Raw genomic sequence first — 24,948 nt, forward strand, 5'->3', positions numbered from 1 at the left:
AGATTGAGCCTTATGGCCACCACTTCGCTTGACCTGGCCAAGGTCCGCAACATTGGGATCATGGCCCACATCGACGCGGGCAAGACGACGACCACCGAGCGCATCCTGTTCTACACCGGTGTGAGCTACAAGATCGGTGAGGTCCACGACGGCGCTGCCACGATGGACTGGATGGAGCAGGAGCAGGAGCGCGGCATCACGATCACGTCCGCCGCGACGACCTGTCACTGGCCGCTCGAGGACGTCGATCACACCATCAACATCATCGACACCCCGGGTCACGTCGACTTCACCGTCGAGGTGGAGCGTTCGCTTCGTGTCCTCGACGGTGCCGTCACGGTGTTCGACGGTGTCGCCGGTGTCGAGCCCCAGTCCGAGACTGTCTGGCGCCAGGCGGACCGCTACGGCGTTCCGCGTATCTGCTTCGTCAACAAGCTCGACCGCACCGGTGCCGAGTTCCACCGCTGTGTCGACATGATCAGCGACCGCCTGGGCGCGACGCCGATCGTCATGCAGCTGCCGATCGGTGCCGAGGCCGACTTCAAGGGCGTCGTCGACCTGGTTCGTATGAAGGCCCTCGTGTGGTCCGCCGAGGCCACCAAGGGCGAGATGTACGACGTCGTCGACATCCCGGCCACCCACACCGAGGCTGCCGACGAGTGGCGCGGCAAGCTCCTCGAGACGGTCGCCGAGAACGACGAAGAGATCATGGAGCTGTACCTCGAGGGCCAGGAGCCTTCCGAGGAGCAGCTGTACGCCGCGATCCGTCGTATCACCATCGCGTCCGGCGTCTCCAAGGACACCACGGTCACCCCGGTGTTCTGCGGTACCGCCTTCAAGAACAAGGGCGTTCAGCCCCTGCTCGACGCGGTCGTGCGCTACCTCCCCTCCCCCCTGGACGTCGAGGCCATCGAGGGCCACGACGTGAAGGACCCGGAGACGGTCGTCAAGCGCAAGCCGTCCGACGACGAGCCGCTGTCGGCCCTCGCGTTCAAGATCGCGAGCGACCCGCACCTCGGCAAGCTCACCTTCGTCCGGATCTACTCCGGTCGCCTGGACTCCGGCACCGCGGTGCTGAACTCCGTCAAGGGCAAGAAGGAGCGCATCGGCAAGATCTACCGCATGCACGCGAACAAGCGTGAGGAGATCGAGTCGGTGGGCGCCGGCGACATCGTCGCCGTCATGGGCCTGAAGCAGACCACCACCGGTGAGACGCTGTGCGACGACAAGAACCCGGTGATCCTGGAGTCCATGGACTTCCCGGCGCCGGTCATCCAGGTCGCGATCGAGCCCAAGTCCAAGGGTGACCAGGAGAAGCTGGGTGTCGCCATCCAGCGTCTCGCGGAGGAGGACCCCTCCTTCCAGGTTCACTCGGACGAGGAGACCGGCCAGACCATCATCGGTGGTATGGGCGAGCTGCACCTCGAGGTGCTGGTCGACCGTATGCGCCGTGAGTTCAAGGTCGAGGCGAATGTCGGTAAGCCGCAGGTGGCATACCGTGAGACGATCCGTAAGGGCGTCGAGCGCCACGACTACACGCACAAGAAGCAGACCGGTGGTACCGGTCAGTTCGCCAAGGTGCAGATCGCGATCGAGCCGATCGAGGGCGGCGACGCCTCGTACGAGTTCGTGAACAAGGTCACCGGTGGCCGCATCCCCAAGGAATACATCCCCTCGGTGGACGCGGGTGCGCAGGAGGCCATGCAGTTCGGCATCCTGGCCGGCTACGAGATGACGGGCGTTCGCGTCATTCTTCTCGACGGTGGCTACCACGAGGTCGACTCCTCCGAGCTCGCGTTCAAGATCGCCGGTTCGCAGGCCTTCAAGGAGGCCGCGCGTAAGGCCAGCCCCGTGCTGCTCGAGCCGATGATGGCCGTAGAGGTCACCACGCCCGAGGACTACATGGGCGAGGTCATCGGCGACATCAACTCCCGCCGTGGTCAGATTCAGGCCATGGAGGAGCGGATGGGCGCCCGGATCGTCAAGGGTCTGGTGCCGCTTTCGGAGATGTTCGGCTACGTCGGAGACCTCCGCAGCAAGACTTCGGGTCGCGCAAGCTACTCGATGCAGTTCGACTCCTACGCCGAGGTTCCCCGGAACGTCGCCGAGGAGATCATCGCGAAGGCCAAGGGCGAGTAACTCTCCCGAGTTCACGCTTTAGGCTTGTCACCGGAGCCTCCCGGGGCATTCCAGCCGCACCACGGCGGGAATGCCCCAGGGCCCCGGCATTCCAGCAAAGATCACCTGGCGCCGATGAGTAAGGCGTACAGAACCACTCCACAGGAGGACCCCAGTGGCGAAGGCGAAGTTCGAGCGGACTAAGCCGCACGTCAACATCGGCACCATCGGTCACATCGACCACGGTAAGACGACCCTCACGGCCGCCATTACCAAGGTGCTGCACGACGCGTACCCGGACCTGAACGAGGCCTCGGCCTTCGACCAGATCGACAAGGCTCCTGAGGAGCGCCAGCGCGGTATCACCATCTCCATCGCGCACGTCGAGTACCAGACCGAGTCGCGTCACTACGCGCACGTCGACTGCCCCGGTCACGCGGACTACATCAAGAACATGATCACGGGTGCGGCGCAGATGGACGGCGCCATCCTCGTGGTCGCCGCGACCGACGGCCCGATGCCGCAGACCAAGGAGCACGTGCTCCTGGCCCGCCAGGTCGGCGTTCCGTACATCGTCGTCGCCCTGAACAAGGCCGACATGGTGGACGACGAGGAGATCCTGGAGCTCGTCGAGCTCGAGGTGCGTGAGCTCCTCTCCGAGTACGAGTTCCCGGGCGACGACGTTCCCGTCGTCAAGGTCTCGGCGCTCAAGGCTCTCGAGGGCGACAAGGAGTGGGGCCAGTCGGTCCTGAACCTGATGGCCGCCGTCGACGAGGCGATCCCGCAGCCCGAGCGTGACGTCGACAAGCCGTTCCTGATGCCGATCGAGGACGTCTTCACGATCACCGGTCGTGGCACCGTCGTCACCGGTCGTATCGAGCGTGGTGTCCTCAAGGTCAACGAGACCGTCGACATCGTCGGTATCAAGACCGAGAAGACCACCACCACGGTCACCGGCATCGAGATGTTCCGCAAGCTGCTCGACGAGGGCCAGGCGGGCGAGAACGTCGGTCTGCTCCTCCGTGGCATCAAGCGCGAGGACGTCGAGCGCGGCCAGGTCATCATCAAGCCGGGTTCGGTCACGCCGCACACCAGCTTCGAGGCCCAGGCCTACATCCTGTCGAAGGACGAGGGTGGCCGTCACACCCCCTTCTTCAACAACTACCGCCCGCAGTTCTACTTCCGTACCACGGACGTGACCGGCGTCGTGACCCTCCCCGAGGGCACCGAGATGGTCATGCCGGGCGACAACACCACCATGACCGTCGAGCTGATCCAGCCCGTCGCCATGGAGGAGGGCCTCAAGTTCGCCATCCGTGAGGGTGGCCGGACCGTGGGCGCCGGCCAGGTCACCAAGATCAACAAGTAATTGTTGCTCTGACCTGGTAGCTCGCTGAGCTGCAAGAAGGGCCCCGCACCTCTCGGTGCGGGGCCCTTCGTCATGTCCGGCGGGCGGAGGCTCGGCCCCCGCCCGCCGGGGCGGGCCGTCAGCCGTTCGCCGTGGCCGTACCGGGCGACCAGGTCCACGGGTGTGCGTCCGGGCCCATGCCGACGACCCGGACCTCTCCGTCGGGGGTGACGTCCAGCGTGGGCGTGTCCAGGGCCACGGCCCCGGCGGTACGGGTCAGCAGTCGGCCCTCGTGCCGCAGCTGCACCCGGCCCAGCAGATCCAGACCGGCCAGGACGGCCCGCTCGGGGTCACCGGCCGTGGCGAGCGGTCCGTAACCCTCGAACCGTACGGCGGGCAGCGGCCTGCCGTCCGGGCTGAAGCGGGTGAGGGCGGGCGACGCGCTGCCGCGGGAGTCCCTCGGGTCCGTCCGCTTCCAGGGCCGCTCCGTCCGGTACAGCAGGTGCACGGAACCGTCGGTCTTCGCGAGTGCGGCGGGGGTGTCGACGGCCGCCGGCAGATGTCCGGAGGGGCGGTGGGTGAGGGGCAGGCCGGGCGCGTCCTGGGTCCAGTGGTGGACGGTGTCGAAGCCCGCGGCGAAGAGATGGACGCGGCCGGCCGCGTCGAGGACGGTCGCAAGGCCGTCCTGTATCCCGGCGCTGCCGTCGAGGGCCCGCCAGCCGCTCCACCGGCCGTCCGCCTCACGGACCCGTGTGCTGATGCCCTTGTCCGCGTTGCGCACGAACAGGTGAACCCGCCCGTCGGGCGCGCTGACGGCCACCGGCACCCCGATGCGCCGGCCCCGGTCGTCATGGCGCTCGGGGTTGCCCAGGCCGCGCCACGCGAGGAAGGGTCCGCCCGCGGAGCGCTGTTCCAGCAGCACTATCTCCCGGGCGTTGTTCCCGCCGTGACCGCTGATCGCCGAGAAGCGAAGGGCGAAGAGGAGCTGCCGTCCGTCGCCGAGCGCCGTCGCGCCCAGCGTCGGCGCGAGAGGGCCGCCGCCGAGGTCGGCGGGCTGCCCCCACCGGCCGCTCCCGGCCTCCGTCTCCCGCCAGCGCACCGCGCGCAGCCCCAGCACCCCGTACGCGACCAGCCGTCCGTCGGGTTCGGCGGCCAGGGACGTGCGGGGTCCGGGGTAGCGGTAGTGGGTGGAACGGACCCAGCCCTTCTTGTTGGTCAGGGGACGGTCGCCGCCCACGTTGTAGTCGCCGCATCCGCCGCTGTTGCCGCAGTTCCAGTCGGCCTGCCCGCCGTACGGCACCAGATGGCCGGCCTTCCGCCGCAGCACGCTGTCCGGCAGGTTCTTCGGCCAGTGCCGGTTGTAGTAGCCGCGGAAGGAGGTGGCGACGAACGCCGGTATCTCGCCGCCGTCGCGTGCCGACTCGGCCACCCACCGGGCCATCGCCGCCCAGCTGAAGGAGGCCACGGCGGTGTGGTCCCCGTGGTCCGAGTAACCGCGCTGTTCGCTGTCCTTCTTACGGGTGGCCTCGTCGCTGTGCTGAATGTCGGGATCGGGGTCCAGCGTCTGCACGACGGTGGGCCGGTAGCGGTCCATCAGCCCGACGAGGACGTCGACGAGCCGGTCGTAGTCGTAACTCTCGATCCTGTGCACGGGGGAGTCGTCGGCGACGACGGTCGGCAGCTCCAGCACCCGGTCCCGCCACAGGTTCGGCAGACCGAGCCGGGCATGGCGGGTGGTGTGCATGGCGAGGTTCAGGTAGATCAGGTCGACGCGCCGGGGGCCGACGGCCAGGCTGTTGATCTCGGCCCGCCGGCCGCCGCGCAGCGTGGTGACCCCCTTCTGCCAGTCCGTGAACCGGGGCAGACCGAGCAGGGTCGCGTACGCCTGCCGCAGGCCCTGGTGGCGGGCGGACGAGTACGCGCTCTTGTCCGCGGCGGGACGCGGCCGCCCCGGGGCCTTGTTGACGCCGTCGGCCTCGCCGGCCGTGACGTACACGCAGACGAGGGGGACGCCGGAGTCCAGCATCCGCTGGGTGTCCGGGTTCATGAAGTACAGGTCGTCGTCGGGGTGCGCCAGTATCTGCATCAGCCGGGCGGGCCGTGAGTCGCTTATGGCGATACCGGGCGCGGGGTCGGTGACGGGCCCGGTGCGCCGTGGCGCGGGCACCGAACACGAGGTGAGGGCGGTGGCCGAGCCGGCCGCGGCCAGTGCGCCGATGGCGGCGACGACGCTGCGCCGCCGGGGCCGGGCCGTGCGCAGCCCCGACACAGCTCTGTCGTCCACTTGTCGTGCTCCGTCCGGTCCCCCCGCAGCGGCCGGGCGGCGCCCCCGTCTGCGTACTGTGAAATCCCAGGTGGCGGCCGGGCCGGTCGAGCCGACAGCCGCGATCAACTAGACGGGGCACGGCCGCCGGGGGTTGCCCGGATTTTGGCCATGTGTTCGATCTGACATCCGTCCCCGGGACTGCCGGCCCTATGGCGAGAGCCGGCAGGTCACACGAGAGTCGGTACGTCGCCGCACGCCGCGTGCTCGACCTTCGTGCCCGTCAGACCCCTGAGCCAGGGGGCGGTGAGGTCCGCCAGCCCGGCCGGGTCCGGCGGGGTGGGGCCGAGGCCGACGGCGTAGCGCACGGGGGAGTCGGTGAAGGGGCGCGGCCATGCGTGGACACCGGACTGCGGCAGTGCCGTCAGCAGCGCCCGCATCCGGCCGCGGACGCGGCCCTCGTCGCCGGGGGCCACTGTCACGACCGCCCAGGCCGCGTGCCGGCGGTGCAGTGGGGGAGGGGCGAGCAGCGGTTCGGTGGAGTCGCCGTCCAGGAGCTCCCAGGCCCGGAACAGTTCCTGCGTGATCAGGTCGCGCATGTCGGCGGTGACCTGGTCGGAGCAGGGACGTACCGGCGCGGTCGGGGTCATGACCGTGACCGGCAGATCCGGGCGCGCCGGGCCGCCGACCGGCTCGCGCCAGTCCCAGGCCGCCCAGGTCGCGAAGAAGTGGCGGAGCAGTTCGCCGGGCGGCAGGTCGCCGTCCTCGCGGACGGTACGCGCCGCGAGGACGGACCAGCCGAGGCCAGGCAGCCCGCCGAACGGAGCGGAGTCCAGCCCGCGGGCCTTCGCCCATGCCTTGACCTGGCGGGCCAGACGCGTGAACGTCTCCCGTCGGCCCGCGACCCCGGCCTCGATCTCGTCGAGGAGCGCGTCGGCGTCGCTGACAGCGCTGAGTGCGACCGCCGCGTCCTCGCCCAGCTCGGCCCGGCGGCCGACCGCTTCTGCCGGATCGACCGCACCGGTGCCGACGACGGCCAGGTCCACGGCGAGGCCGCCGACGTTGAGCCGCAGTCCGGGGACACGTGCGCCGACCACTTCCCGCACGTCCGTCGCTTCTGGCAGCGCGGCCGTCAACCGGGCGCGTACGCCCGCCAGTTCGGGTGTCCCCGGCAGGGCGGCGACCAGGTCCAGATCGGCCCCGGGAAGCGCGCATCCCGTGCGCCGCGAACCGACGAGGTGCAAGCGTCCGACCGCGAGCGCCCGCTCCGCCCGTACCCGCACGTCGTCGGCGAGGCGCTCGTCCTCCGGTCCGCCCGGTGTCTCCGGTCCGCCAGGCGCGTCCGGTGCCCACCGCACCTCGCCCGTTCCGAGCGCGACCGTCGCCCGTACCCGCATCGGCTCGCCGGCGCGGCGTGAGAGCAGCACCAGCTCGCCGACCCCGGCGGACATGCCGCCGAGCCGGGACGCGCAGTCGGCCACCAGCGGCTGCGGATCGCGGGTCCGGCCCAGGCTCAGGTGCGGGGTGAAACCCTCCCGCCGGCCGCGGCAGCGGGGGAACCGCAGCTCCAGGGCGTGGCGCAGCTCCTGCCACGGCTGCTCGCCGGCCGCCGCCGGGTCGAGCCACACGGTCGCGTCCTCGCGGTGCCCGAAGCTGTGTACGCCCTCCAGCCGGGCGTCGAAGGGGGCGGTGCCCGCGGCCGCCTCCGCGAGCAGCGGGGCGGCCTCCTCGAAGGCGGACTCCGGCACGAACCCGAAGAGCAGGTTGACGTGCGGGGGCCAGCGGTGGATCTGAGGGTCGTGCTCGCGGCGGACGTCCTGGATCGGTCCCCACAGCCCGGCGGGCGGCAGCCAGGCCACGGCCGTACGTGCTGTCGGCCGCACGTCGAGGACGCGGCTCTCCTCCCGCGCGGGGCTCAGGGCGACCTCCACCCCGTAGTGGTCGGAGACGTGCGGCCCCTCAGGGCCGGGGACGTCCCCGCGCAGGACGGCCGAGTCGACCCGGAGCGTGTCCGACCGGAGCAGTACACGGTCCAGCCGGGACGCCCGCCCGCTCAGGGACGAGACGGCGGCGAGTGGATTGGCGGCCGGGTCGAAGGTGGGGGTCGCGTCACCGGGTCCGTGCGCGTCGCTCCAGGCGTCGCGCATGCCGAGCGTCGTCTGCGGCGTGTCCGTGCCGTCGTTGAAGTCGCCCATGAGCACGAGGTCGCCGTCGATGCCCGCCGATCCCTCGGCGATCCGGGCCAGTTCCGCGTTCCGCCGGGTGGCGCCGTCCTCGGAGTGGTCACTGGTGAGATGGGTCGCGGCCACGGTCACCGAACCGCTGAGGGTCTCCACGACGATCGCCGTCACCGCCTTGTGCGGGCCGAGGACGTGGTGGCCCGCCTCGCGCACGGGCAGCCGGCTGAGCAGCAGCAGCCCGCACTCGTCGACGTCACGGCCGCCGGGGTCGGTGGCCACCGTGTACGCGTCCCGTACCCACGGCGTGCGCAGCAGCATGACCAGCAGCTCTGGTTCGACCTCCTGCAGCGCGACGACGTCGGCGTCCGCCTCACGGAGGGCGTCGATCAGGAGGGGGCGGCGTACGGCGGTGGCGATGCGGTCGGAGTCGTAGCGGTCCCACAGGGTGTTCCAGGTCAGGACGCGCAGGCTCCCCGGGGTGCCCTTGGGGGCGTGCGCCGGCACCCAGCCGTCCCCGTCCCACGCGTACGGCGTCCGTGCTTCGAAGAACGGCGCACGCAGCCGGCGCGCCTCCCGTACCCGCCCGGCGTCTGTGTCGTCGATCCGGTCCACGCCCGTGGCCCGGTCCCACACCAGTTCGCCGTCCGCCTCGAAGAACAGCACGCGGTGCCAGGGGATGTCTCCGCCGGGCACGAAGGCGGACAGCGGCATGCGCTTGGGCGCCGCCTCGCGCCGGCGCACGCCGATCACGAAGCGGGCCGGGTCGAAGCGTGCGTCCCAGCGGACCCGGTGGTAGATCTCCTCGCTGGTACGCACGGCCTACGCCTCCTCCTCGACGGTCCCGCTCGCCCCGATGTACCAGGTGCGGTGCGCCTGGCCCGGGTACGGAGGGACGAACCGGTGCAGTTGCGAGGTCAGCACCTCCGGCGGCACAGGCTGCTCTCTTTCCAGATTGCGCCGCGCCAGCTCGTCCTCGTCGACGAGCAGCACGGCGTGGGTCGTCAGCGCGTCACGACGGCGGGCCACCGCGTGCACCAGTGACCGCTGGTGGTGGTTGAGGGACGTGGCGTCCCACACCACGGTCCCGCCGCGCGCCAGGGCGGAGTCCAGCAGGTCGAGTCCTTCGCGGAGCACGTCCCCGTTGGCCTTCTGGTCGGCGCGCGAACCACGGGCGCGGCGCAGTTCGTCGAGGGACACGTACGCGTCCACCCCGCCGAGGCCCTGTGCGAAGGAACTCTTGCCGCTGCCGGACGGGCCCACCAGATGGATCAGCCGGGGGAAGTCGCCCGAGCGCCACCGCCAGGTCGCGGCGGTGGCCTCCGCCGCGCTGCCGATGCGGCCCTCGGCGTACGCCTCGCGGGCCTCGGCCCGGCAACGGGCGGCCGCGTCGTCGTCCAGACCGGCGAACTCCTCCGTGAGCCCGTCGAGGGGCGCGATGTCCGCGGCGTGCAGCCCGGACCATTCCACCTGCTCCCGCGCCTCCGCCGTCCCGGCCGTCGCCGCGGCCACCGCGTGCAGCACACCCAGGTCGGCGGCGTACGACATCCGGACGAGCCCGGCGCGGCGCTGCTCGTCCGGGTACGGCCGGTGAAGTCCGGCATGCAGCCCGACCAGGTCGGCGACGCGCCGTGCGAGCGGCAGGCCGAGCAGGGGGGCCAGGCGGGGCGCGAGCGCGGCCCGCCGCTCCCGGTGCAACAGCGCCGCCAGTACGCCCGCGAGCCGGGCGTCCCCCGTGCGGCCGCCGGTGTCCAGGCGCGCCACGGCCTCGGCGTCCCCGTCGCCCACGCCCAGCGCCCGGGGGTCCGGCGCGGCCCCGGACCGTACGTCCCACAGTGCCGCGCCCGGGCCGAGTCCGTTCGGTACGACGGCCGCGTGCATCCAGTGCGTATCGGTCCGCACGTGCCCGGCCCGCACCCACTTGGCGACCCGCTGCCCGAACTCCTCGGCCATGAAGCCGTCGGCGGTGCGGACGACGAACCCTTCCTGCCGGCCGAGGTCCAGCTTCAGGGCCCGCAGCGCCCGCTCGTCGAACAACCCGCGCCACAGCACCCGCGGCACGGGGACGCCCAGGTCGCGCAGGAACGCGACGGTCCGGTCCCAGTCGAGGCACCAGCCGAGTTCGTCCCACACGGAGAACCCGTAGAAGTAGCTCTCGAGGTCGTCGTACGCGATCGAGTGCCGGGCGAACATGTTCTCCCCGCACACGCGCCAGTCCTCCGGGATGCCGTGCGCGACGCGACCGTGCAGTGCCTTCACCCACGCCCGGGACGGATGGTGGGCGGAGTCCAGCGATCGGGCGTGCAGCCCGTCGCGGTACAGGGTGGTGTTCTCCCCGTCGAGCTTCTCGGTGACGACGACCTCCCGCCCGCGCAGCCCGTCGAGATCCGCGACGCGCACATCGTCGGAGGTCGCACCGGGTGACCACGGCAGATGAGCCGTGCGTGGATAGTGCGTGCGCATGGCAGAACCGGCCCCCGTGTCGAATGACTGTCCGGCCACTGTAGGAGCGGCGAGGAGCCTCACTCGACCGAATATCGCTCATCGGGCCGCGTCCCGTCCGCCCTCTTCCGGGGGATGCCGGGCGACATGGAAACCCGGGTTCCGGGCGGCCGTCCGGACAGGGGTTCTGCGCGCCGCTGTTTGACACGTAACCCCCGCGGGGTAGTGTTCTCGGCTCGATTGGCCAGGGCGCGGGAGTGTGTGGCAGACTGTCCGGGTTGCTCGGTTGAGTGCCGATGCTGCGCGCCTCCCGCCGGGAGGACCGGAAGCGAGTCCCACAGTACTCGTCGACCCTCGGGTCGGACGTACGGGAATCTTCCGGGAAGTGTCAGCGGGGTACCGGCCAGGCGCTCGGCGGGAGCTCTTCCCCCGATACGCGGCCGCAGGCCGCACCCCCTTGGTTGGGAAATCCTTCGGGAGATCTTCGTAGAGGGAGTGCGACACGCCCGACCGCGTGGGTCGGAGAAGAGAGCAAGACCCACCGAGTACCAGAGCGTTTCACTAGACAAAGGACTACTGAGTAGCCATGGCGGGACAGAAGATCCGCATCCGGCTCAAGGCCTACGACCACGAGGTCATCGACTCCTCGGCGAAGAAGATCGTCGAGACGGTGACCCGCACTGGTGCGTCGGTCGCAGGCCCGGTGCCGCTGCCCACTGAGAAGAACGTGTACTGCGTCATCAAGTCGCCGCACAAGTACAAGGACTCGCGCGAGCACTTCGAGATGCGCACGCACAAGCGCCTGATCGACATCCTCGACCCGACGCCCAAGACCGTTGACTCGTTGATGCGCCTGGACCTTCCGGCCGGCGTTGACATCGAGATCAAGCTCTGAGAGGCGCGGAAGAGATGGCAAAGCAGATCAAGGGCGTCCTGGGCGAGAAGCTCGGCATGACCCAGGTCTGGGACGAGAACAACCGTGTCGTCCCGGTGACCGTCGTCAAGGCCGGGCCCTGTGTCGTTACCCAGGTCCGTACGAATGACATCGACGGCTACGAGTCGGTCCAGATCGCCTTCGGCGAGATCGACCCTCGCAAGGTGAACAAGCCCCTCAAGGGCCACTTCGCCAAGGCCGACGTGACCCCCCGCCGCCACCTGGTGGAGCTCCGCACCCCTGACGCCAGCGAGTACACGCTGGGCCAGGAGATCACTGCCGAGGTGTTCGAGTCCGGCGTCAAGGTAGACGTCACGGGCAAGAGCAAGGGCAAGGGCTTCGCCGGTGTCATGAAGCGTCACAACTTCAAGGGCCTCGGCGCCGGTCACGGCACCCAGCGCAAGCACCGCTCTCCCGGCTCCATCGGTGGCTGCGCCACCCCGGGCCGTGTGTTCAAGGGCCTCCGCATGGCGGGCCGCATGGGCAACGAGCGGGTCACCACCCAGAACCTGACCGTTCACGCCGTTGACGCGGAGAAGGGCCTGCTCCTCATCAAGGGCGCAGTTCCTGGTCCGAACGGCGGCCTGGTCCTGGTCCGCACTGCGGCCAAGGGGGCCTGAGGACTATGAGCACCATTGACATCCTGTCGCCCGCGGGCGACAAGTCCGGGACCGTTGAGCTCCCGGCCGAGATCTTCGACGCCAAGGTCAGCATCCCGCTGATCCACCAGGTCGTCGTCGCGCAGCTGGCCGCTGCCCGTCAGGGCACGCACAAGGTCAAGACGCGTGGCGAGGTCCGCGGTGGTGGCAAGAAGCCTTACCGCCAGAAGGGCACCGGCCGCGCCCGTCAGGGTTCGACCCGTGCGCCTCAGTTCGCCGGCGGTGGCGTCGTCCACGGCCCCGTGCCGCGTGACTACTCGCAGCGGACCCCGAAGAAGATGAAGGCCGCCGCCCTGCGCGGTGCCCTCACCGACCGGGCCCGTCACTCCCGTATCCACGTCGTCTCCGGCGTGGTCGAGGGCGAGGTCTCCACCAAGGCAGCGAAGACGCTGTTCGGCAAGATCAGTGAGCGCAAGAACCTGCTCCTGGTCGTCGACCGCGCCGACGAGGCCGCGTGGCTGTCCGCCCGCAACCTGCCCCAGGTGCACATCCTGGAGCCGGGCCAGCTGAACACGTACGACGTGCTCGTCTCCGACGACGTGGTCTTCACCAAGGCCGCCTTCGAGTCCTTCGTGTCTGGCCCCAAGGCCGCTGAGACCGAAGGGAGCGACGTCTGATGTCCGAGGCGACCGTTACCAGCAAGACCTTCACGGACCCGCGCGACGTTCTCGTCAAGCCGGTTGTGTCCGAGAAGAGCTACGCCCTGCTCGACGAGAACAAGTACACGTTCATCGTCGCGCCTGGCTCCAACAAGACCCAGATCAAGCAGGCCGTCGAGGCGGTCTTCTCGGTCAAGGTCACCGGGGTCAACACGATCAACCGTCAGGGCAAGCGCAAGCGCACCCGCACCGGTTTCGGCAAGCGCGCCAACACCAAGCGCGCCATCGTGACCCTTGCCGAGGGCGACCGTATCGACATCTTCGGCGGTCCGACCGCCTGACGGCGGTCGAGATCGTCCAGATTTCGGAATAGTTTCCGAGGACTGAGAGACAATGGGTATCCGCAAGTACAAGCCGACGACTCCGGGCCGTCGTGGCTCCAGCGTCGCCGACTTCGTCGAGATCACGCGGTCCACGCCGGAGAAGTCGCTGGTCCGCCCCCTGCACAGCAAGGGCGGCCGTAACAACACCGGTCGTGTGACCGTCCGTCACCAGGGCGGTGGCCACAAGCGCGCCTACCGCGTGATCGACTTCCGTCGTCACGACAAGGACGGCGTGCCGGCGAAGGTCGCTCACATCGAGTACGACCCCAACCGCACCGCGCGTATCGCGCTCCTGCACTACGCAGACGGCGAGAAGCGCTACATCATCGCCCCCCGTGGCCTGAGCCAGGGCGACCGGGTCGAGAACGGCCCCGGCGCCGACATCAAGCCCGGTAACAACCTGGCGCTGCGCAACATCCCGGTCGGTACGACCATTCACGCCATCGAGCTGCGGCCCGGCGGCGGCGCGAAGTTCGCCCGCTCCGCGGGGGCCTCCGTGCAGCTGCTGGCGAAGGAGGGCCAGATGGCCCACCTGCGTATGCCGTCCGGTGAGATTCGCCTGGTCGACATCCGCTGCCGCGCCACGGTCGGCGAGGTCGGCAACGCCGAGCAGTCGAACATCAACTGGGGCAAGGCCGGCCGCCTGCGCTGGAAGGGCGTCCGCCCGACCGTCCGCGGTGTCGCGATGAACCCGGTTGACCACCCGCACGGTGGTGGTGAGGGCAAGACCTCCGGTGGTCGCCACCCGGTCTCCCCGTGGGGTCAGAAGGAGGGTCGTACTCGTTCGCCGAAGAAGGCTTCGAACAAGTACATCGTCCGCCGCCGCAAGACGAACAAGAAGCGCTAGGAGCGGGTTTAGATGCCGCGCAGTCTCAAGAAGGGGCCCTTCGTCGACGACCACCTGATCAAGAAGGTGGACGCCCAGAACGAAGCCGGCACCAAGAACGTCATCAAGACCTGGTCCCGTCGCTCGATGATCATCCCGGCCATGCTCGGCCACACGATCGCGGTGCACAACGGCAAGACCCATGTCCCGGTGTTCGTCACCGAGTCCATGGTCGGCCACAAGCTCGGTGAGTTCTCGCCGACTCGCACCTTCCGCGGCCACGTCAAGGACGACCGGAAGTCGAAGCGCCGCTAACCGCGGGGTGGAACGACTAATGACTTACACCGAAGGGACAACCATGGAAGCCAGGGCCCAGGCGCGGTACATCCGCGTCACGCCCATGAAGGCCCGCCGAGTGGTGGACCTCATCCGTGGCATGGATGCCACGGAGGCTCAGGCGGTCCTGCGTTTCGCCCCGCAGGCCGCGAGCGTGCCGGTCGGCAAGGTGCTGGACAGCGCCATTGCCAACGCCGCGCACAACTACGACCACACCGACGCCTCTTCGCTGGTCATCAGCGAGGCGTACGTGGACGAGGGTCCGACCCTGAAGCGGTTCCGTCCGCGTGCTCAGGGCCGTGCCTACCGGATCCGTAAGCGGACCAGCCACATCACCGTGGTCGTCAGCAGCAAGGAAGGAACCCGGTAATGGGCCAGAAGGTAAACCCGCACGGGTTCCGGCTCGGTATCACCACGGACTTCAAGTCCCGCTGGTACGCCGACAAGCTGTACAAGGACTACGTCAAGGAAGACGTCGCCATCCGTCGGATGATGACGTCCGGCATGGAGCGCGCGGGCATCTCGAAGGTCGAGATCGAGCGCACCCGTGACCGCGTGCGGGTGGACATCCACACCGCGCGTCCCGGCATCGTCATCGGCCGCCGTGGCGCCGAGGCCGACCGCATCCGCGGCGACCTCGAGAAGCTCACGGGCAAGCAGGTCCAGCTGAACATCCTCGAGGTCAAGAACCCCGAGGTCGACGCTCAGCTCGTGGCCCAGGCCGTTGCCGAGCAGCTGTCCTCCCGCGTCTCCTTCCGCCGCGCCATGCGTAAGAGCATGCAGTCGGCGATGAAGGCCGGCGCCAAGGGCATCAAGATCCAGTGTGGCGGCCGTCTCGGCGGCGCCGAGATGTCCCGCTCGGAGTTCTACCGCGAGGGTCGTGTGCCGCTGCACACGCTGCGCGCGAACGTCGAGTACGGCTTCTTCGAGGCCAAGACGACCTTCGGCCGCATCGGCGTGAAGGTCTGGATCTACAAGGGCGACGTCAAGAACATCGCCGAGGTCCGCGCCGAGAACGCTGCTGCCCGCGCCGGCAACCGCCCGGCCCGTGGTGGCGCTGACCGCCCGGCCCGTGGTGGCCGCGGTGGCGAGCGTGGCGGTCGCGGTCGCAAGCCGCAGCAGGCTCCGGCTGCCGAGGCCCCCAAGGCCGACGCTCCCGCCGCCGCTCCGGCTGCTGAGAGCACCGGAACGGAGGCCTGACCGAAATGCTGATCCCCCGTAGGGTCAAGCACCGCAAGCAGCACCACCCGAAGCGCCGCGGTATGGCCAAGGGTGGTACGACGGTTGCGTTCGGCGAGTACGGCATCCAGGCCATGACTCCGGCGTACGTGACCAACCGCCAGATCGAGGCGGCTCGTATCGCGATGACCCGCCACATCAAGCGTGGCGGCAAGGTCTGGATCAACATCTACCCGGACCGCCCGCTGACCAAGAAGCCCGCCGAGACCCGCATGGGTTCCGGTAAGGGTTCCCCCGAGTGGTGGGTCGCGAACGTGCACCCGGGCCGGGTCATGTTCGAGCTGTCCTACCCGAACGAGAAGATTGCACGTGAGGCTCTGACTCGCGCGGCCCACAAGCTGCCGATGAAGTGCCGGATCGTCAAGCGCGAGGCAGGTGAAGCGTGATGTCGGCCGGTACCAAGGCGTCCGAGCTGCGCGAGCTGGGCAACGAGGAGCTTGTTGCCAAGCTCCGCGAGGCCAAGGAAGAGCTGTTCAACCTCCGCTTCCAGGCGGCGACGGGTCAGCTCGAGAACCACGGCCGGCTGAAGGCCGTCCGCAAGGACATCGCCCGGATCTACACCCTGATGCGTGAGCGCGAGCTGGGCATCGAGACGGTGGAGAGCGCCTGATGAGCGAGAGCAACGTGACTGAAGACAAGACCGCCCGCGGTTTCCGCAAGACCCGTGAGGGTCTCGTCGTCAGCGACAAGATGGACAAGACCGTCGTCGTCGCCGTCGAGGACCGCGTGAAGCACGCGCTGTACGGCAAGGTCATCCGCCGTACCAACAAGCTCAAGGCGCACGACGAGCAGAACGCTGCCGGCGTCGGCGACCGCGTCCTCATCATGGAGACGCGTCCGCTGTCGGCGACCAAGCGCTGGCGCATCGTCGAGATCCTCGAGAAGGCCAAGTAATTGCTTGAAGGGGTAACCCTTCGAGTTCGTTCCGCCAGGCTCGGTGGGGGTCTTTCCTCGTAAGAGGGGAGCCCCCGCCGGGAACCGGCAGACAATCAGGAGATAGACGTGATCCAGCAGGAGTCGCGACTGCGCGTCGCCGACAACACTGGTGCCAAGGAGATCCTTTGCATCCGTGTTCTCGGTGGCTCCGGTCGCCGCTACGCGGGCATCGGTGACGTCATCGTCGCCACCGTCAAGGACGCGATCCCCGGTGGCAACGTGAAGAAGGGTGACGTCGTCAAGGCGGTCATCGTTCGCACCGTCAAGGAGCGTCGTCGTCAGGACGGCTCGTACATCCGCTTCGACGAGAACGCCGCCGTCATTCTGAAGAACGACGGCGACCCTCGCGGCACCCGTATCTTCGGCCCGGTGGGCCGTGAGCTGCGCGAGAAGAAGTTCATGAAGATCATCTCGCTCGCGCCGGAGGTGCTGTAAGCATGAAGATCAAGAAGGGCGACCTGGTTCAGGTCATCACCGGTAAGGACAAGGGCAAGCAGGGCAAGGTCATTCAGGCCTTCCCCCGCGAGGACCGCGTCCTGGTCGAGGGTGTCAACCGGGTCAAGAAGCACACCAAGGCCGGCCAGACCGCTCGTGGTTCGCAGACCGGTGGCATCGTCACGACCGAGGCCCCCATTCACGTGAGCAATGTTCAGCTCGTCGTGGAGAAGGACGGCAAGAAGGTCGTGACCCGCGTCGGTTTCCGCTTCGACGACGAGGGCAACAAGATCCGCGTTGCCAAGCGGACGGGTGAGGACATCTGATGGCTACCACCACCACTCCGCGTCTCAAGACGAAGTACCGCGAGGAGATCGCGGGCAAGCTGCGTGAGGAGTTCTCCTACGAGAACGTCATGCAGGTCCCGGGCCTCGTCAAGATCGTGGTCAACATGGGTGTGGGCGACGCCGCCCGCGACTCCAAGCTGATCGACGGCGCGATTCGCGACCTCACCACGATCACCGGCCAGAAGCCGGCCGTCACCAAGGCCCGTAAGTCCATCGCGCAGTTCAAGCTGCGTGAGGGTCAGCCGATCGGTGCCCACGTCACGCTTCGTGGCGACCGCATGTGGGAGTTCCTGGACCGCACCCTGTCGCTCGCGCTTCCGCGCATCCGCGACTTCCGTGGTCTGTCCCCCAAGCAGTTCGACGGCCGTGGCAACTACACCTTCGGTCTCACGGAGCAGGTCATGTTCCACGAGATCGACCAGGACAAGATCGACCGCGTCCGGGGTATGGACATCACCGTGGTGACCACGGCGACCAACGACGACGAGGGCCGTGCCCTTCTGCGTCACCTCGGCTTCCCGTTCAAGGAGGCGTAAGCGAGATGGCGAAGAAGGCTCTTATTGCCAAGGCTGCTCGTAAGCCCAAGTTCGGTGTGCGTGCGTACACCCGCTGCCAGCGCTGCGGCCGCCCGCACTCCGTGTACCGCAAGTTCGGCCTGTGCCGCGTGTGCCTTCGTGAGATGGCTCACCGTGGCGAGCTGCCGGGCGTGACCAAGAGCTCCTGGTAGTCCCCTTAATCGGGACAACCGGAGTCTCTCGGTAAGCAGAGGGTTGGCAGGGGCCCTTCTCTCCATGGCTTAGGCTAGGAGGGTTGGGCGTCTGCCGCCCGTACGACTTACTACGCCGTAGGTCCCCGCGCCGCACCCGTCCCGCCCCTGTGTGGGGAGAGGGATGGCGCATACAGGAAACCCCGGCGAGAGAGGCCGAAGGCCAATTCATGACCATGACTGATCCGATCGCAGACATGCTGACGCGTCTGCGTAACGCGAACTCGGCGTACCACGACTCTGTCGTGATGCCGCACAGCAAGATCAAGTCGCACATCGCCGAGATCCTCCAGCAGGAGGGTTTCATCACCGGCTGGAAGGTCGAGGACGCCGAGGTCGGCAAGAACCTCGTCCTCGAGCTGAAGTTCGGCCCGAACCGTGAGCGTTCGATCGCCGGCATCAAGCGCATCTCCAAGCCGGGTCTGCGTGTTTACGCGAAGTCCACCAACCTGCCGAAGGTTCTCGGCGGCCTGGGCGTGGCGATCATCTCCACGTCCCACGGTCTCCTGACCGGCCAGCAGGCGCAGAAGAAGGGCGTGGGTGGGGAAGTCCTCGCCTACGTCTGGTAGTCGGGAACGGAGGAATAGCTCATGTCGCGAATCGGCAAGCTCCCCATCCAGGTTCCCGCCGGTGTGGACGTCACCATCGATGGCCGCACGGTCGCGGTGAAGGGTCCGAAGGGCTCCCTCACGCACACCGTCGCTGCGCCGATCGAGATTGTTAAGGGCGAGGAGGGCGTGCTCAACGTCACCCGTCCCAACGACGAGCGTCAGAACAAGGCCCTGCACGGCCTGTCCCGCACGCTGGTGGCGAACATGATCACCGGTGTGACCCAGGGATACACCAAGGCGCTCGAGATCAGCGGTGTCGGTTACCGCGTCGCCGCGAAGGGCTCCAACCTGGAGTTCCAGCTCGGTTACAGCCACCCGATCCTGGTGGAGGCGCCGGAAGGCATCTCCTTCAAGGTCGAGTCGCCGACCAAGTTCTCGGTCGAGGGCATCGACAAGCAGAAGGTCGGCGAGGTCGCCGCGAACATCCGCAAGCTGCGCAAGCCCGACCCGTACAAGGCCAAGGGCGTGAAGTACGCGGGCGAGGTCATCCGCCGCAAGGTCGGAAAGGCGGGTAAGTAAGCCATGGCATACGGTGTGAAGATTGCCAAGGGCGACGCGTACAAGCGCGCCGCCATCAAGCGCCGCCACATCCGCGTCCGCAAGAACGTCTCCGGTACGCCGGAGCGTCCGCGCCTGGTCGTGACGCGTTCCAACCGCCACATCGTGGCCCAGGTCATCGACGACATCGCGGGCCACACGCTCGCGTCGGCGTCGACCCTGGACACCTCGATCCGCGGTGGCGAGGGCGACAAGAGCGCCCAGGCCAAGCAGGTCGGTTCCCTGGTCGCCGAGCGCGCCAAGGCCGCCGGCGTCGAGGCCGTCGTGTTCGACCGTGGTGGCAACAGGTACGCCGGGCGCATTGCCGCTCTGGCTGACGCCGCCCGCGAAGCCGGGCTGAAGTTCTGAGCCCCGGTTCCGGGACTAACGGACGTAACAGAGAGAGGTAAATCCAATGGCTGGACCCCAGCGCCGCGGAAGCGGTGCCGGTGGCGGCGAGCGGCGGGACCGGAAGGGTCGCGACGGTGGCGCAGCTGCCGCCGAGAAGACCGCGTACGTTGAGCGCGTTGTCGCGATCAACCGCGTCGCCAAGGTTGTCAAGGGTGGTCGTCGCTTCAGCTTCACCGCGCTCGTCGTGGTGGGTGACGGTGACGGCACCGTAGGCGTCGGTTACGGCAAGGCCAAGGAGGTGCCGGCCGCCATCGCCAAGGGTGTTGAGGAGGCCAAGAAGCACTTCTTCAAGGTCCCCCGTATCCAGGGCACCATCCCTCACCCGATCCAGGGTGAGAAGGCTGCCGGCGTCGTCCTGCTCAAGCCGGCTTCCCCCGGTACCGGTGTTATCGCCGGTGGCCCGGTGCGCGCCGTGCTCGAGTGCGCGGGCGTGCACGACATCCTGTCGAAGTCGCTCGGCTCGGACAACGCGATCAACATCGTGCACGCGACCGTGGCGGCCCTCAAGGGCCTGCAGCGTCCCGAGGAGATCGCGGCTCGCCGTGGTCTGCCCCTCGAGGACGTCGCCCCCGCGGCTCTGCTCCGTGCGCGTGCGGGAGCGGGTGCGTAATGGCCCGCCTCAAGATCACGCAGACGAAGTCGTACATCGGCAGCAAGCAGAACCACCGTGACACCCTGCGTTCGCTCGGGCTCAAGCGCCTGAACGACGTGGTCGTCAAGGAGGACCGCCCCGAGTTCCGCGGAATGGTGCACACCGTCCGCCACCTCGTGACGGTCGAGGAGGTCGACTGACATGGCGGAGCAGAACCCGCTGAAGGTCCACAACCTCCGTCCCGCCCCGGGCGCCAAGACCGCAAAGACCCGTGTGGGTCGCGGTGAGGCGTCGAAGGGTAAGACGGCCGGTCGTGGTACCAAGGGCACCAAGGCCCGTTACCAGGTTCCGGAGCGCTTCGAGGGTGGGCAGATGCCCCTCCACATGCGTCTCCCGAAGCTCAAGGGCTTCAAGAACCCGTTCCGCACCGAGTACCAGGTCGTGAACCTGGACAAGCTCGCGGCCCTCTACCCCGAGGGTGGCGAGGTCACCGTTGCCGACCTGGTCGACAAGGGCGCCGTGCGCAAGAACAGCCTCGTCAAGGTCCTGGGCCAGGGCGAGATCTCCGTGGCGCTGCAGGTGACGGTCGACGCCGTCTCCGGCTCCGCCAAGGAGAAGATTGCCGCCGCCGGCGGCACCGTCACCGAGCTCGTCTGAGACGACTCGATGGCTTGAACATCCGACCGGGGATGCCTCTCATAAGGGGCATCCCCGGTTGGTCGTTCCTTGGGGGGCACGGTCGCCGGTAAGGTGTCGTGCGTTGTTAACTTCAGCCCGGTGTGCCTACTGGCGCCCCGTGCGGATTTTGCCTGATACGTATTCGTCGATCCTCAAGACCGTCACCTCTGACGCAGTAGCGCGGGGGTCGCAGGAGGCACCGTGCTCACCGCGTTCGCCCGGGCGTTCAAGACGCCCGACCTGCGCAAGAAGCTGCTCTTCACACTGGCCATCATCGTTCTGTACCGACTCGGGTCACACATCCCGGTACCCGGTGTCAGTTATCAGAATGTCCAGATCTGTGTCGACGCGGCCACGAAGGGCAACAACAGCCTGTTCGGGCTGGTGAACATGTTCAGCGGCGGAGCGCTGCTGCAGATCACCATCTTCGCGCTCGGCATCATGCCGTACATCACGGCGAGCATCATCCTGCAGCTGCTGACCGTGGTCATCCCGCGGCTGGAGGCCCTCAAGAAGGAGGGTCAGTCCGGCACGGCGAAGATCACGCAGTACACGCGTTACCTGACGGTGGCGCTCGCGGTGCTGCAGGGCACCGGTCTCGTCGCCACCGCCCGGAGCGGCGCGCTCTTCGCCAGCTGCCCGGTCGGCAACGAGATCGTGCCGGACCGCTCGATCTTCACCACCATCGTGATGGTCGTCACCATGACCGCCGGTACCGCCGCCGTCATGTGGCTCGGTGAGCTCATCACCGACCGCGGCATCGGCAACGGCATGTCGATCCTGATGTTCATCTCGATCGCCGCCGGCTTCCCGGGCGCCCTGTGGGCGATCAAGGAGAGCGGCAAGCTCGCCCAGGGCTGGATCGAGTTCGGCACGGTCATCCTGATCGGCTTCGTGATGGTGGGGCTGGTCGTCTTCGTCGAGCAGGCCCAGCGGCGCATCCCGGTGCAGTACGCGAAGCGGATGATCGGTCGCAGGTCGTACGGCGGTACGTCCACATACATCCCGCTCAAGGTGAACCAGGCGGGTGTGATTCCCGTCATCTTCGCCTCGTCGCTGCTCTACATCCCGGCGCTCGTCGCGCAGTTCTCGAACTCGCAGTCGGGCTGGAAAACCTGGATCGAAGCCCACTTCGTCAAGGGCGACCACCCCTACTACATCGTCACGTACTTCCTTCTGATCGTGTTCTTCGCCTTCTTCTATGTGGCGATCTCGTTCAACCCCGAGGAAGTCGCGGACAACATGAAGAAGTATGGTGGCTTCATCCCGGGTATCCGGGCCGGTCGACCTACTGCCGAGTATCTGAGCTACGTGCTCAACAGGATCACTTGGCCGGGCTCGCTGTACCTGGGTCTGATTGCTCTTGTCCCGACGATGGCGTTGGCAGGCTTCGGCGGCGCGAACCAGAACTTCCCGTTCGGCGGGACGAGCATCCTCATCATCGTGGGTGTGGGTCTGGAGACCGTGAAGCAGATCGAGAGCCAGCTCCAGCAGCGCAATTACGAAGGGTTCCTCCGCTGATGCGAATCGTCCTCGTCGGACCGCCCGGTGCTGGGAAAGGAACGCAGGCAGCGTTCCTCGCCAAGAACCTGTCGATCCCGCACATCTCCACGGGCGACCTGTTCCGCGCCAACATCTCCCAGGGCACCGAGCTGGGGAAGCAGGCCAAGGCGTACATGGACGCCGGCAACCTGGTCCCCGACGAGGTGACGATCGGGATGGCCAAGGACCGCATGTCCCAGCCGGACGCCGCGGGCGGCTTCCTGCTCGACGGCTTCCCGCGCAACGTGGGCCAGGCCGGGGCGCTGGACGAGATGCTCAAGGGCGAGGGTGTCCAGCTGGACGCCGTGCTCGACCTGGAGGTTCCCGAGGACGAGGTCGTCAAGCGGATCGCCGGACGTCGTGTGTGCCGCAACAACAGCGCGCACGTCTTCCACGTGACGTACTCCCCGGCCAAGACCGAGGGCGTCTGCGACGAGTGCGGCGGCGAGCTGTACCAGCGCGACGACGACTCGGAGGAGACGGTCCGCAAGCGGCTCGAGGTCTACCACACGCAGACCGAGCCGATCATCGACTACTACAGGTCGCAGGGCCTGGTGGTCACCATCTCCGCGCTCGGCAAGGTCACCGATGTGACCGCCCGGGCGATGGAGGCCCTCCAGGTGGACAAGGCCGCGCAGGCCTGAGCACCCGCGAGGCAGTTTCTTGAGAGTTACGGCCGCGGTGTCCTTCGGACGCCGCGGCCGTATCGTTGATAAGCCCGGAACCACTTGTCCAGAAAGGCGCCCGCCGCAATGGTGCAGATCAAGACCCCCGAGCAGATCGCGAAGATGCGCGAGGCGGGACTGGTCGTCGCCGCCATCCACGACGCGACCCGCGAGGCCGCGGTGCCCGGCGCCACGACCAAGGACCTCGACGAGGTCGCCCGCAAGGTGATCGCGGACCACGGCGCGAAGTCGAACTTCCTCGGCTACGGGGGCTTCCCCGCGACGATCTGCACCTCGGTCAACGAGGTCGTCGTCCACGGCATCCCGGACGAGGCGACCGTCCTCAAGGACGGCGACATCATCTCCATCGACTGCGGCGCGATCGTCGACGGCTGGCACGGGGACGCCGCCTACACGGCCTTCGTGGGCAGTGGTCACGCTCCGGAACTCCTCGAGCTGTCCCGGGTGACCGAGGAGTCGATGTGGGCCGGCATCGCCGCGATGAAGAACGGCAACCGGCTCGTCGACGTCTCCCGTGCCATCGAGACCTACATCCGCCGCCAGCCGCGTCCCGCGACCGGTAAGTACGGGATCATCGAGGACTACGGCGGCCACGGCATCGGCACCGAGATGCACATGGACCCCCACCTGCTGAACTACGTCTCGCGCAAGCGCGGCAAGGGTCCGAAGCTGGTCCCTGGTTTCTGTCTGGCCATCGAGCCGATGGTGTCGCTCGGTACGCCGCACACGGAGGTTCTCTCCGACGACTGGACGGTCATCACCACCGACGGCACCTGGTCCTCGCACTGGGAGCACTCGGTCGCGCTGACGGAGGAGGGTCCGCTCGTGCTGACCGCTCACGACGGCGGCAAGGCGAAGCTGGCGGAGCTGGGCATCACGGCGGCGCCGGACCCGCTGGCATGACGCATGGCGGCCGCGGCGCGTCTTGGGGCGCGCGCGCCGCTTAAGGATCTCTCACGTTGGGCACACTTGCCGGATTCGTCTTTTCGAATGGCCTGACGTAGACTGATGCGTCGGCTCTCGTGTACCCGTGTGTCCGCACGCGGTGCGGGAGTCGATCAAGGTAGCCGATTCGAAAGGCGAAGCGTGGCCAAGAAGCAAGGTGCCATCGAAATCGAGGGCACCGTGATCGAGTCCCTCCCGAACGCCATGTTCAAGGTGGAGCTCCAGAACGGTCACAAGGTCCTCGCGCACATCTCCGGCAAGATGCGGATGCACTACATCCGTATCCTCCCGGACGACCGGGTCGTCGTGGAGCTCTCTCCGTACGACCTGACGCGTGGCCGGATCGTCTACCGGTACAAGTAGATCTTGTCGCACCCCCCTCGCGGGGTGTCGGCACTGACCCGGAGAACCTCACATCCCATGAAGGTCAAGCCGAGCGTCAAGAAGATCTGCGACAAGTGCAAGGTGATCCGCCGTCACGGCCGGGTCATGGTCATCTGCGACAACCTGCGCCACAAGCAGCGCCAGGGCTGACGCACGCCGACCGACCTGCACCCGCAGTTCTTCGCGCGACGCAAGCAATACGTACATACGCAGAACCCGCCCAGCCCGCAAGGGTCGGCGGCACCTCCGGCGGGGGCCGGGGACCTCGCTCGTACCTCATACGGCGAACGGGGAGCGGTTCTGTGGCAGACCCCCGAACACACAGGAGCCATTGAATGGCACGCGTTTCCGGTGTTGACATCCCGCGCGAAAAGCGTGTGGAGATCGCACTCACCTACGTCTTCGGTATCGGGCGTACCCGGTCCAAGGAGATCCTCGCCTCGACCGGTGTGAACCCGAACACCCGCGTTCGTGACCTGGCCGAAGAGGACCTGGTCAAGATCCGCGAGTACGTGGACGCCAACCTCCAGACCGAGGGCGACCTCCGCCGCGAGATCCAGGGCGACATTCGCCGCAAGATCGAGATCCAGTGCTACCAGGGCATCCGTCACCGTCGTGGCCTGCCCGTGCACGGACAGCGGACCAGCACGAACGCCCGTACCCGCAAGGGCCCGCGTCGCGCCATCGCCGGTAAGAAGAAGCCGGGCAAGAAGTAGTCCTCAGCGGACGCTTTACCAAGCGGTCTTCGCTGTAG

General features: G+C 68.0%; 32 protein-coding genes. 29 read left to right on the top strand and 3 right to left on the bottom strand.

Translation table 11 applies throughout. The features are described from left to right. The first annotated feature begins 12 nt into the window (after positions 1-12). Positions 13-2,139 (top strand): elongation factor G, encoded by a 2,127-nt coding sequence (gene fusA, locus ACTMTU_RS25225; protein ID WP_360043025.1) that lies wholly within the window; start codon positions 13-15, stop codon positions 2,137-2,139. 154 nt (positions 2,140-2,293) lie between these two features. Continuing rightward, complete coding sequence (tuf, locus tag ACTMTU_RS25230) at positions 2,294-3,487, top strand: elongation factor Tu (RefSeq protein WP_005313609.1); 1,194 nt, start codon at positions 2,294-2,296, stop codon at positions 3,485-3,487. A gap of 118 nt (positions 3,488-3,605) precedes the next feature. On the opposite strand, the gene ACTMTU_RS25235 is transcribed toward tuf, so the two are convergent. From ACTMTU_RS25235 to ACTMTU_RS25245, 3 genes are all read right to left on the bottom strand, one after another. After that, a complete protein-coding gene (locus tag ACTMTU_RS25235; RefSeq protein WP_441265750.1) occupies positions 3,606-5,750 on the bottom strand; it encodes a PIG-L family deacetylase in 2,145 nt (714 codons plus the stop codon). A gap of 209 nt (positions 5,751-5,959) precedes the next feature. After that, positions 5,960-8,725: a poly(A) polymerase gene (locus tag ACTMTU_RS25240; RefSeq protein ID WP_441265751.1), complete on the bottom strand. Its 2,766-nt coding sequence runs from the start codon at positions 8,723-8,725 to the stop codon at positions 5,960-5,962. Positions 8,726-8,728: 3 nt separating this feature from the next. Beyond that, a complete protein-coding gene (locus ACTMTU_RS25245; protein ID WP_441265752.1) occupies positions 8,729-10,369 on the bottom strand; it encodes an RNA ligase family protein in 1,641 nt (546 codons plus the stop codon). A gap of 565 nt (positions 10,370-10,934) precedes the next feature. On the opposite strand from ACTMTU_RS25245, the gene rpsJ reads away from it, so the two are divergent. The 27 genes from rpsJ to rpsM all read left to right on the top strand — a co-directional run bounded on the left by rpsJ (position 10,935) and on the right by rpsM (position 24,910). Then, positions 10,935-11,243, top strand: coding sequence for a 30S ribosomal protein S10 (gene rpsJ, locus ACTMTU_RS25250; protein WP_003948644.1), 309 nt, complete (start codon positions 10,935-10,937; stop codon positions 11,241-11,243). Positions 11,244-11,257: 14 nt separating this feature from the next. Further along, complete coding sequence (rplC, locus tag ACTMTU_RS25255) at positions 11,258-11,902, top strand: 50S ribosomal protein L3 (protein ID WP_005313592.1); 645 nt, start codon at positions 11,258-11,260, stop codon at positions 11,900-11,902. A 5-nt stretch (positions 11,903-11,907) separates the two neighbouring features. Next, the gene (gene rplD, locus ACTMTU_RS25260; RefSeq protein WP_037773993.1) at positions 11,908-12,558 is read left to right on the top strand and encodes a 50S ribosomal protein L4; all 651 of its coding nucleotides are present in this window, start codon (positions 11,908-11,910) and stop codon (positions 12,556-12,558) included. After that, positions 12,558-12,881, top strand: a complete 324-nt coding sequence (gene rplW / locus ACTMTU_RS25265; RefSeq protein ID WP_005313587.1) for a 50S ribosomal protein L23 — start codon at positions 12,558-12,560, stop codon at positions 12,879-12,881. The genes rplD and rplW overlap by 1 nt, the downstream gene beginning before the upstream one ends. Positions 12,882-12,933: 52 nt before the next feature. Further along, a complete protein-coding gene (gene rplB, locus ACTMTU_RS25270; protein WP_005313586.1) occupies positions 12,934-13,770 on the top strand; it encodes a 50S ribosomal protein L2 in 837 nt (278 codons plus the stop codon). A 12-nt stretch (positions 13,771-13,782) separates the two neighbouring features. Beyond that, positions 13,783-14,064, top strand: a complete 282-nt coding sequence (rpsS, locus tag ACTMTU_RS25275) for a 30S ribosomal protein S19 (RefSeq protein ID WP_166628878.1) — start codon at positions 13,783-13,785, stop codon at positions 14,062-14,064. A gap of 43 nt (positions 14,065-14,107) precedes the next feature. Further along, the gene (gene rplV / locus ACTMTU_RS25280; RefSeq protein ID WP_004571827.1) at positions 14,108-14,455 is read left to right on the top strand and encodes a 50S ribosomal protein L22; all 348 of its coding nucleotides are present in this window, start codon (positions 14,108-14,110) and stop codon (positions 14,453-14,455) included. Next, positions 14,455-15,285, top strand: coding sequence for a 30S ribosomal protein S3 (gene rpsC, locus ACTMTU_RS25285; RefSeq protein WP_005313583.1), 831 nt, complete (start codon positions 14,455-14,457; stop codon positions 15,283-15,285). The genes rplV and rpsC overlap by 1 nt, the downstream gene beginning before the upstream one ends. A gap of 5 nt (positions 15,286-15,290) precedes the next feature. Further along, positions 15,291-15,710: a 50S ribosomal protein L16 gene (rplP, locus tag ACTMTU_RS25290; protein ID WP_005313579.1), complete on the top strand. Its 420-nt coding sequence runs from the start codon at positions 15,291-15,293 to the stop codon at positions 15,708-15,710. Next, positions 15,710-15,934: a 50S ribosomal protein L29 gene (gene rpmC / locus ACTMTU_RS25295; protein WP_017949657.1), complete on the top strand. Its 225-nt coding sequence runs from the start codon at positions 15,710-15,712 to the stop codon at positions 15,932-15,934. The genes rplP and rpmC overlap by 1 nt, the downstream gene beginning before the upstream one ends. Next, positions 15,934-16,218, top strand: coding sequence for a 30S ribosomal protein S17 (rpsQ, locus tag ACTMTU_RS25300; protein WP_005313575.1), 285 nt, complete (start codon positions 15,934-15,936; stop codon positions 16,216-16,218). Before rpmC ends, rpsQ begins: the two co-directional genes overlap by 1 nt. A gap of 108 nt (positions 16,219-16,326) precedes the next feature. Then, positions 16,327-16,695: a 50S ribosomal protein L14 gene (gene rplN, locus ACTMTU_RS25305; protein ID WP_003956455.1), complete on the top strand. Its 369-nt coding sequence runs from the start codon at positions 16,327-16,329 to the stop codon at positions 16,693-16,695. Positions 16,696-16,697: 2 nt separating this feature from the next. Continuing rightward, positions 16,698-17,021 (top strand): 50S ribosomal protein L24, encoded by a 324-nt coding sequence (rplX, locus tag ACTMTU_RS25310; RefSeq protein ID WP_159688581.1) that lies wholly within the window; start codon positions 16,698-16,700, stop codon positions 17,019-17,021. Next, on the top strand, positions 17,021-17,578 hold the full coding sequence (gene rplE, locus ACTMTU_RS25315; protein ID WP_018847497.1) for a 50S ribosomal protein L5: 558 nt from the start codon (positions 17,021-17,023) through the stop codon (positions 17,576-17,578). The genes rplX and rplE overlap by 1 nt, the downstream gene beginning before the upstream one ends. Before the next feature lie 5 nt (positions 17,579-17,583). Further along, on the top strand, positions 17,584-17,769 hold the full coding sequence (locus ACTMTU_RS25320) for a type Z 30S ribosomal protein S14 (RefSeq protein WP_003956452.1): 186 nt from the start codon (positions 17,584-17,586) through the stop codon (positions 17,767-17,769). Between the two features lie 209 nt (positions 17,770-17,978). Continuing rightward, positions 17,979-18,377, top strand: coding sequence for a 30S ribosomal protein S8 (gene rpsH, locus ACTMTU_RS25325; RefSeq protein WP_005313538.1), 399 nt, complete (start codon positions 17,979-17,981; stop codon positions 18,375-18,377). A gap of 21 nt (positions 18,378-18,398) precedes the next feature. Then, positions 18,399-18,938 carry a 50S ribosomal protein L6 gene (gene rplF / locus ACTMTU_RS25330; RefSeq protein WP_005313535.1) on the top strand — a complete coding sequence of 180 codons (540 nt, stop codon included), beginning with the start codon at positions 18,399-18,401 and terminating at the stop codon, positions 18,936-18,938. A 3-nt stretch (positions 18,939-18,941) separates the two neighbouring features. Next, entirely contained in the window at positions 18,942-19,325 is a 384-nt protein-coding gene (gene rplR / locus ACTMTU_RS25335) for a 50S ribosomal protein L18 (RefSeq protein WP_005313533.1), read from the top strand. Positions 19,326-19,371: 46 nt separating this feature from the next. Next, positions 19,372-19,977 carry a 30S ribosomal protein S5 gene (gene rpsE / locus ACTMTU_RS25340; RefSeq protein ID WP_005313527.1) on the top strand — a complete coding sequence of 202 codons (606 nt, stop codon included), beginning with the start codon at positions 19,372-19,374 and terminating at the stop codon, positions 19,975-19,977. After that, a complete protein-coding gene (gene rpmD, locus ACTMTU_RS25345) occupies positions 19,977-20,159 on the top strand; it encodes a 50S ribosomal protein L30 (RefSeq protein ID WP_005313525.1) in 183 nt (60 codons plus the stop codon). Before rpsE ends, rpmD begins: the two co-directional genes overlap by 1 nt. A 1-nt stretch (position 20,160) precedes the next feature. After that, positions 20,161-20,616, top strand: a complete 456-nt coding sequence (rplO, locus tag ACTMTU_RS25350) for a 50S ribosomal protein L15 (RefSeq protein WP_005313522.1) — start codon at positions 20,161-20,163, stop codon at positions 20,614-20,616. A 222-nt stretch (positions 20,617-20,838) separates the two neighbouring features. Then, the gene (secY, locus tag ACTMTU_RS25355) at positions 20,839-22,158 is read left to right on the top strand and encodes a preprotein translocase subunit SecY (protein ID WP_005313519.1); all 1,320 of its coding nucleotides are present in this window, start codon (positions 20,839-20,841) and stop codon (positions 22,156-22,158) included. After that, complete coding sequence (locus ACTMTU_RS25360; protein ID WP_441265753.1) at positions 22,158-22,823, top strand: adenylate kinase; 666 nt, start codon at positions 22,158-22,160, stop codon at positions 22,821-22,823. The genes secY and ACTMTU_RS25360 overlap by 1 nt, the downstream gene beginning before the upstream one ends. Positions 22,824-22,931: 108 nt before the next feature. Next, a complete protein-coding gene (gene map, locus ACTMTU_RS25365) occupies positions 22,932-23,768 on the top strand; it encodes a type I methionyl aminopeptidase (protein WP_441265754.1) in 837 nt (278 codons plus the stop codon). A gap of 183 nt (positions 23,769-23,951) precedes the next feature. Continuing rightward, the gene (gene infA / locus ACTMTU_RS25370) at positions 23,952-24,173 is read left to right on the top strand and encodes a translation initiation factor IF-1 (protein ID WP_003956442.1); all 222 of its coding nucleotides are present in this window, start codon (positions 23,952-23,954) and stop codon (positions 24,171-24,173) included. A 57-nt stretch (positions 24,174-24,230) separates the two neighbouring features. Then, positions 24,231-24,344 carry a 50S ribosomal protein L36 gene (gene rpmJ / locus ACTMTU_RS25375; RefSeq protein ID WP_003956441.1) on the top strand — a complete coding sequence of 38 codons (114 nt, stop codon included), beginning with the start codon at positions 24,231-24,233 and terminating at the stop codon, positions 24,342-24,344. Positions 24,345-24,529: 185 nt separating this feature from the next. Beyond that, complete coding sequence (rpsM, locus tag ACTMTU_RS25380) at positions 24,530-24,910, top strand: 30S ribosomal protein S13 (RefSeq protein ID WP_005313488.1); 381 nt, start codon at positions 24,530-24,532, stop codon at positions 24,908-24,910. Positions 24,911-24,948 lie beyond the last annotated feature (38 nt).

It is taken from the genome of Streptomyces sp. OZ13 (assembly GCF_052068155.1).
Taxonomy (GTDB): domain Bacteria; phylum Actinomycetota; class Actinomycetes; order Streptomycetales; family Streptomycetaceae; genus Streptomyces.

Coding starts and splice junctions, on each gene's coding strand:
- fusA (WP_360043025.1), top strand. CDS start 13: ATGGCCACCACTTCGCTTGACCTGGCCAAGGTCCGCAACATTGGGATC.
- ACTMTU_RS25245 (WP_441265752.1), bottom strand. CDS start 10,369: ATGCGCACGCACTATCCACGCACGGCTCATCTGCCGTGGTCACCCGGT.
- rpsJ (WP_003948644.1), top strand. CDS start 10,935: ATGGCGGGACAGAAGATCCGCATCCGGCTCAAGGCCTACGACCACGAG.
- rplC (WP_005313592.1), top strand. CDS start 11,258: ATGGCAAAGCAGATCAAGGGCGTCCTGGGCGAGAAGCTCGGCATGACC.
- rplD (WP_037773993.1), top strand. CDS start 11,908: ATGAGCACCATTGACATCCTGTCGCCCGCGGGCGACAAGTCCGGGACC.
- rplW (WP_005313587.1), top strand. CDS start 12,558: ATGTCCGAGGCGACCGTTACCAGCAAGACCTTCACGGACCCGCGCGAC.
- rplB (WP_005313586.1), top strand. CDS start 12,934: ATGGGTATCCGCAAGTACAAGCCGACGACTCCGGGCCGTCGTGGCTCC.
- rpsS (WP_166628878.1), top strand. CDS start 13,783: ATGCCGCGCAGTCTCAAGAAGGGGCCCTTCGTCGACGACCACCTGATC.
- rplV (WP_004571827.1), top strand. CDS start 14,108: ATGGAAGCCAGGGCCCAGGCGCGGTACATCCGCGTCACGCCCATGAAG.
- rpsC (WP_005313583.1), top strand. CDS start 14,455: ATGGGCCAGAAGGTAAACCCGCACGGGTTCCGGCTCGGTATCACCACG.
- rplP (WP_005313579.1), top strand. CDS start 15,291: ATGCTGATCCCCCGTAGGGTCAAGCACCGCAAGCAGCACCACCCGAAG.
- rpmC (WP_017949657.1), top strand. CDS start 15,710: ATGTCGGCCGGTACCAAGGCGTCCGAGCTGCGCGAGCTGGGCAACGAG.
- rpsQ (WP_005313575.1), top strand. CDS start 15,934: ATGAGCGAGAGCAACGTGACTGAAGACAAGACCGCCCGCGGTTTCCGC.
- rplX (WP_159688581.1), top strand. CDS start 16,698: ATGAAGATCAAGAAGGGCGACCTGGTTCAGGTCATCACCGGTAAGGAC.
- rplE (WP_018847497.1), top strand. CDS start 17,021: ATGGCTACCACCACCACTCCGCGTCTCAAGACGAAGTACCGCGAGGAG.
- ACTMTU_RS25320 (WP_003956452.1), top strand. CDS start 17,584: ATGGCGAAGAAGGCTCTTATTGCCAAGGCTGCTCGTAAGCCCAAGTTC.
- rpsH (WP_005313538.1), top strand. CDS start 17,979: ATGACCATGACTGATCCGATCGCAGACATGCTGACGCGTCTGCGTAAC.
- rplF (WP_005313535.1), top strand. CDS start 18,399: ATGTCGCGAATCGGCAAGCTCCCCATCCAGGTTCCCGCCGGTGTGGAC.
- rplR (WP_005313533.1), top strand. CDS start 18,942: ATGGCATACGGTGTGAAGATTGCCAAGGGCGACGCGTACAAGCGCGCC.
- rpsE (WP_005313527.1), top strand. CDS start 19,372: ATGGCTGGACCCCAGCGCCGCGGAAGCGGTGCCGGTGGCGGCGAGCGG.
- rpmD (WP_005313525.1), top strand. CDS start 19,977: ATGGCCCGCCTCAAGATCACGCAGACGAAGTCGTACATCGGCAGCAAG.
- rplO (WP_005313522.1), top strand. CDS start 20,161: ATGGCGGAGCAGAACCCGCTGAAGGTCCACAACCTCCGTCCCGCCCCG.
- ACTMTU_RS25360 (WP_441265753.1), top strand. CDS start 22,158: ATGCGAATCGTCCTCGTCGGACCGCCCGGTGCTGGGAAAGGAACGCAG.
- map (WP_441265754.1), top strand. CDS start 22,932: ATGGTGCAGATCAAGACCCCCGAGCAGATCGCGAAGATGCGCGAGGCG.
- rpmJ (WP_003956441.1), top strand. CDS start 24,231: ATGAAGGTCAAGCCGAGCGTCAAGAAGATCTGCGACAAGTGCAAGGTG.
- rpsM (WP_005313488.1), top strand. CDS start 24,530: ATGGCACGCGTTTCCGGTGTTGACATCCCGCGCGAAAAGCGTGTGGAG.